Source organism: Ferruginibacter sp., from assembly GCF_031391665.1.
Classification (GTDB): Bacteria; Bacteroidota; Bacteroidia; order Chitinophagales; family Chitinophagaceae; genus Ferruginibacter.
Genome location: NZ_JANMUN010000118.1, coordinates 1 through 5547 on the forward strand (window position 1 = coordinate 1; position 5547 = coordinate 5547).

The 5547-nt window shown below is 36.9% G+C and carries 3 protein-coding genes; all 3 read right to left on the bottom strand.

The genetic code is table 11. The features are described 5' to 3' along the window. Positions 1-1382 (bottom strand): sugar-binding domain-containing protein (locus ACY651_RS08985; protein WP_462251851.1); only part of this gene is annotated, 1382 nt, incomplete at its 3' end. 14 nt (positions 1383-1396) lie between these two features. Beyond that, a complete protein-coding gene (locus ACY651_RS08990; protein ID WP_462251853.1) occupies positions 1397-3406 on the bottom strand; it encodes an aceric acid hydrolase in 2010 nt (669 codons plus the stop codon). A 304-nt stretch (positions 3407-3710) separates the two neighbouring features. Further along, a partial coding sequence (locus ACY651_RS08995; protein WP_462251855.1) for an alpha-L-rhamnosidase-related protein occupies positions 3711-5547 on the bottom strand: 1837 nt, incomplete at its 5' end.

Consider the following 5547-nt stretch of genomic DNA (forward strand, 5'->3'; position numbering starts at 1 on the left):
CCATGTGTTTCTAAATTGGCTTCGTCAATTACCATGATACCAAATTCATCACACAAATCTAATAAATACGGATCGCTGGGATAATGGCTGAGGCGAACATAATTAAAATTATATTGTTTGATAGTAGTGATATCCTGTAAAATATCTGATCTTGATAATGCCTTCCCTTTTGTGGGATGATGATCGGGACGGTTTACACCATACAAGTAAGTAAGCTTGCCATTGATCAATAATTTACTGTCGTCTTTTCTAAATTCGATAGAACGAAAACCGATTTTACATGTTTTTACTTCCAGGATATTTCCTGCGCTGTCTTCTAAACTCAATACTAATTTATACAGGTTCGGTTCTTCGGTACTCCATTTTTTGGGATTGATAATTTTTGTTTCCAGCAAGCCAAATTTTACCTGGTCTAAACGGGGATGAATTTCGTTGATGATATCATTGGTTGATTTTTCTAATGGTTTTGACAAAACTGCTTTATCATTCGCATCATATAATTGCACTTTAAGTTTATAGCCCGGCATTCCTACGCCTGTTAAATTTTCTATTCGTGGACGAATGCTTAACACCGCATCTTTATACTCCTTGTCTAATTTGGCTTGATAGAAGAAATCGGCAATACGCAATTTTGGTTCGGCCATTAGATATACTTCACGGTGAATGCCACTCATACGCCACTGATCCTGGTCTTCTAAAAAACTACCATCACTCCATCTTATTACCCAAACAGCAATAATATTTTCTCCCGCTTTTAAATAAGGTGTGATATTAAATTCGGATGACAGAAAACTATCTTCGGCATAGCCGCAAAATTTTCCATTGATCCATAATTTGTAAGCAGAACTTACGCCACCAAAATGTAAAGTGATATTTTTATTTTTCCAATCTGCCGGAACAGTAAATGATTTTTGATAACAACCCACCCCATTATAATCCTTAGGCACAAACGGTGGATTTACCGGGCGGAATGGATACAACGCACTTTTATAAATAGGTTTATCGTAACCCTGCATTTCCCAATTGGAAGGCACGGGTATTTTTTTCCAACCAACAACTTTCTTTTTATAAAAATCTTTAGGTTCGTCGCCGGGTTTTAGTGCAAAGGAAAAATCCCAATCGCCGTTTAAAGAAATGTAGCGCCCACTTTTTTCTCTGTCATTTTTTAATGCATCGATTATGTTAGCATAAGAATATGCTGTTACCCTTGATGCATCTCTGTTGATGCCGCTTACAGTTGGGTTTTCGTATGGCTCGGTATTATAAATTGCTGGTGCATTAGGAATAGCAGCAGGCGTTTTATCTACAAGTTGGGCTTGTGAATAGTGAATGGTGCATATTGAATATAAACCCGTGAGTGCTATGTAAATTATTTTTTTCATTTTTGCTTTAGCTGTTATCTTAACAACGGCATCCACACCGTCATATCCGTATGGCCCCGGTTTGCCCATGCATAATAAGGAATCAGTTTTATTTTTATGGGTGTTGTTTTTGTATTCACTTCTTTATACAATGTATTTTTCCAATTAGTATTTTGCAAAATTTTTGCTTCCCCGGTTAATGCCATCACATTGCCCTTATCAATTTTCATTGGTACCGCTTGCAATTTTATGTTTGCAGGAATTAATACATTGAAAATATTTTGTTTTGGCAGATCAGGAGATTCTAAACAATATACAATTGGGCCACGCTTTACAGTTACCTGGTTTTTTGTTTCTTCTACTAAAGGATTGCTTTCTAATAATGTTGCTGGCATGTCTAATACCAATTCAATTTTATCACCAGCTTTATAAACATTGCCAGAAATATAACCATCCTTTCTGCCGTACATCTCTGGTGTTTTATCATTTACTTTTAAACGATAACTTTTGCACCAGCCAGGAATTCGCAAATGAATAGTAACAGGTTTTACTGGTGTTTCTTTTAACACTACCGAAATTTTTCCATCCCATGGATAGTTAGTGGTTTGTTCCAGCTTTAATTTGGTGCCGTCATGCAATTCGGTGTTCAAAATATTTCCACCATACATATTTATATACAAACCTTTTTCTCCAATGCTGTACATGTAATTATTTACTTCTGCAATGGTGCGTATCACATTGGGCGGACAACAATTACTCTTGCTGATATATTTTTGCCGGCCGCCACTCCACCTTAAATCGTAAGGATAATCTTTTGCTGTTGCCAATGGATTGGTGTAAAAAAATTTGTTGCCATCCATACTTATGCCGCTCAACACACTATTGTATAAAGAGAGTTCCAACACATCTGCATATTTTGCCTGGCCGGTTAATTGCAACATGCGCCAGTTCCATAATACATTGCCAATGTTGGCGCAGGTTTCGTTGTGTGCAGTTTTATTGGGCAGCTGGTAATCTTTACCGTAAGCCTGTTGTATTTTTTGTATCGAATCGGGTTTGTAAGAAATTCCTTCTAATGATAAACCATCGTACAATGCACCGCAGCCGCCAGTCACGTACATTTTTTCATTAACTACATTTTCCCACATCAAATCTAATGTGTGCAATAAAGTGCTGTCGCCGGTTTCTGCAAACACATCGGCCACGCCTGCAAATAAATAATTGGCTCTTACGGCATGGCCGTTTATTGCTGTCATTTGCCGAAATGGAATTCTGTCACTGTTATCATCACTGCCTTCGCTTGTGCCCCTGATATCAATTAATTTTTTTACGAGGCCTAAATATTTTTTATCTCTTGTGGTGCGGTACATTTCTGTAATGCCCATATAATGCGAAGGGCAAATGGCATTGCGTGCCTGCTCCGGGGTGGCATTGTTATAAAATGTAATTAAGAAGCCGGTGGCTTTTTTTGCAATGTTTAATAAATTTGTCTTGCCTGTTGCCCGGTGATGTACGCAAGCCGCCGTCATTAAATGGCCAAAGTTGTAGGCTTCAAAACTTAGCTTGTCATCAAACATTTCGCCTTTGCCATTTTTCTTTTGCTCAATGATAGATTTGGTGTAGATGTAACCATCTTCTTTTTGTGCTTTTGCAATTACAGCAATTGCATCATCCATCATGGCATCCAATTTTTTATCTTTTGTGGATGCGTATAATGCGGCTACCGCTTCCAATGTTTTATAAAAATCACCATCATGAAACGAAGGTCCACGAAAACGGCCGCTGTCTAAACCTGCTGCTACCCTAAAATTTTGAAATGCATAACACATATCCTTACTGGTGTATGTAGCCCATAAATGCGGCACCATCGAATCTTTGCATACTGCAAATCTCTCTGCCCAAAAACCTTTTGTCCATTGTACATCGCTAATGCCTACGCTGTTGAGTTTGGCATGTGGACTTTGCATGGTGTTGACCAAACCGTTTTGTGCGGATGCGAATGCACAAAATATTATTGAACAATATACAAGAATTATTTTTTTCATTTTATCATAAATTAATATCAACCACAATTGCTCTATCGTATTTAAACACAAATACTTTATTTTGATAACAACTCAATTTCTAATATCACCCCTTCGGGGTTTTGGCACATTTGTTTTTTCATATCTATATTAATGCCACCTCTTCGAGGTTAAAATCCCGAAGGGATGATATTTATATAGAAATTATTCAAGAAATTAAAAGAACAACCCCGAAGGGGTGACATTATTTAAAAAAGCGTTCGCTAAAATTAAGTTACACCCCAATCAAAAATCCACCTTTTATTTATAGTGAAATTAAAACGATTTACATCGCTTTATAATTTACTACATATTCCACATCCGGCTGCACAATTATTTCATAATTATTTTTGCCAACTTCATTCACCACAATATTTTTTCCTGTTGGTTTGGTTTTACTTTTTATTTTTAAAGTACCAATACCGGTTACAGTTTTTATTTTTATTTGTTTGCTGCTGCAATACATTTCAATATCGCCATTGGGTGTGGGCACTTTGCCCTGCATCCATTGCAAGCCGCCCAATTGTGGTTGTATGGTGTAAGTTTCGTAACCTGCTGTAGTTGGACTTACACCTAAATAGTATTTTCCTAATAAATAAAGAGGACTTGCACCCCATGCATGACAAAGGCTTTTACCAAATTTACGGCCATACATTGCTAAATGCTCTGTACCTTTTTTATCAGGATTATATTCTTCCCAAAAACTGGTGGCACCTAAATTTAACATGCCGCCCCAATAAGATTTCATTTCTTTTAATACATAAGATTGTTCTCCCATGGCACACAATGCTTCCAGCTCGTAAAAGCGCATGTAAGGCGTAGTAATTTTTTGAATGGAATCGTTCAACAACACATGCTGCTTAACCGCTTGTTTTTGTGCTTCGGTAAAATAATTGAAAAAGATGCCGAACATGTTTGCGTAACGGGTTACATTTTCGGTTTGTTTACCATCCACACGGCTGTGTACTAAAGCATTTTTTTGCTGGTTCCAGTAAATAGCAAATACTTTTTCTTTTATTTCAGCCGCTAACTTTTTATATTCTGCTGCATTGGTTTTATCATTGGCAATATCTGCACATAAAGACATTGTTTCTAAACTTCTTGCAAACAACATTTGTTCAAAACTGATTTCACCTTTTTTGCTGAGGCCTGCAGCCCAGTCAATAAATGTCCAATCGCCGGAAAGGCCTTCCATTAAACCATTTTTATTTCTTCTGCTTAAACAATACTCCATCATCGTTTGCATACGTGTATAAAATTGTTCGATAAATCTTTTATCGCCTGTGTACAAATAATAATCATAAACACTGATGAACCAGTAAAACGTATAATCCATTATGGTATTGATATGACTGGTGACGGGATCTTTGCCACGCAATGCCATCATCGTTCGGGTTACGGTGGGGTTATCAAAATAAGAATAGTAATTCATCAAATAACTTTGTAAAGCATCGCCGCTCCAAACCCAGCGATCTCTTTTGATGCCATCAATAAAAAATTCACGGGTATTTAATTCCAACGTGTATTTTGAAACATCGTAAATTTTATTGACCAACTCATCAGAGCAAATAAAGCTTCCTCTTTGTTTTACATCAGCATATTCGTATAACATACTGGCTGAATCAATACTGATATTTCCGTCGCACACAATATTCACATAACGCAATGCTTTGGATAAGATCATTGCCGAATCGGTTTGCACATTTTTGGTAAAACTTAATCTATCTAATGTCATGGCATCATCAACTGATAAAGCTTCTTCTTTTGATTCGCCATAGTACAAAGAAATTTTTCCACTGCCTTTAATGCCGTGCAGTTTTACAAAACCAAAAGTTTCTTTTCCAAAATCAACTAAATATTGATTTTTAGTTTTTGTTGTGGAAACAGCATTTAGTTTTTTTGTTGGTAATTTGAAAGCAGAGGGCAGTTGCGTGGGATCATTAAAATTCCAACTGCCGGCGTTAAGCCATTTGGTGGCGGAGATGTCGGATGTTTTTCCTGTTTCATCTATCCATTCTTTATCTTCAAAAGTTACCAGCCACGATGCATCGGATGCAATTGTTTTGCCCTGTACAAATATGGCAGGCACGTTTGCCTGGTTCCACACTTTTACATTTATTTTA

What these genes read in the sequence shown, in the direction of transcription:
- ACY651_RS08990 (WP_462251853.1), bottom strand. Translation starts at nt 3,406, where the DNA reads ATGAAAAAAATAATTCTTGTATATTGTTCAATAATATTTTGTGCATTC.